This is a genomic window from Oleiphilus sp. HI0125, assembly GCF_001635355.1.
The window spans coordinates 1-716 of the sequence record NZ_LWGF01001495.1; the positions used below are offsets into that span (position 1 = coordinate 1).

At 45.9% G+C, this 716-nt stretch carries 1 pseudogene; it reads right to left on the reverse strand.

What is annotated here, in order from left to right:
- Window positions 1-702: pseudogene (locus tag A3762_RS25145) on the reverse strand (hypothetical protein); the annotation flags it as partial.
- Window positions 703-716 lie beyond the last annotated feature (14 nt).

Here is a 716-nt window from a genome sequence, read left to right on the forward strand (position 1 = left end):
AAAGATGCTCGCATTTGAATCAGTAACATAGTGATTTGAAATGTCACGACCAGACCCTGGCGCCATTGTCGCAGATGTGTATGCTTCAGCATCTGTAGTCGTCAATGGACCAAATACACCACCATTTCCGGAACCCGAAATACCACCGTTCGTGCGAACATTAAAACCACGTGCTGGAGGAGCTGGCAATTCGAACTGAACATCCCAAGAAGCATCAGAGCACGCCACCTCAGCGGCCGTGTCGAAATCATAACACTCTGATTGCCCTGGCATTACATTCACAACAAATGACTCATTGGAATCAAGAATTTGCGAAGTACCCTGGGCTTGAACGTCAAATTCAAATGTTACTTCCGCATGCGCGTAGTCATACAAGAAATATGTCGCCTTCATGCGCGCATAACTATCACCCTCTGCAGAACGAATTAACCAAGAATTATCAGAGTTCGCACTAGTATTGGGAGGATTACCGCCACCAACGTGCTGGTAATTATACCAATCACCGCTCACCGCTAGATTCTCAGAATCCGACACAAACGTCAGAAGACTTGTATCGTACGACGCTAAAAGATGCTCTTCTTCGATAGCATCACTCGCATTAAGAAAAACGTTTACGTCAGCATCGTCACCACTGTAAAAATCATCTTGAGCAGCAGCCAGTGCACCTTCGACATTACCAATGCCGCTAGTACCACCATTCAAAATAGCGCCATTAC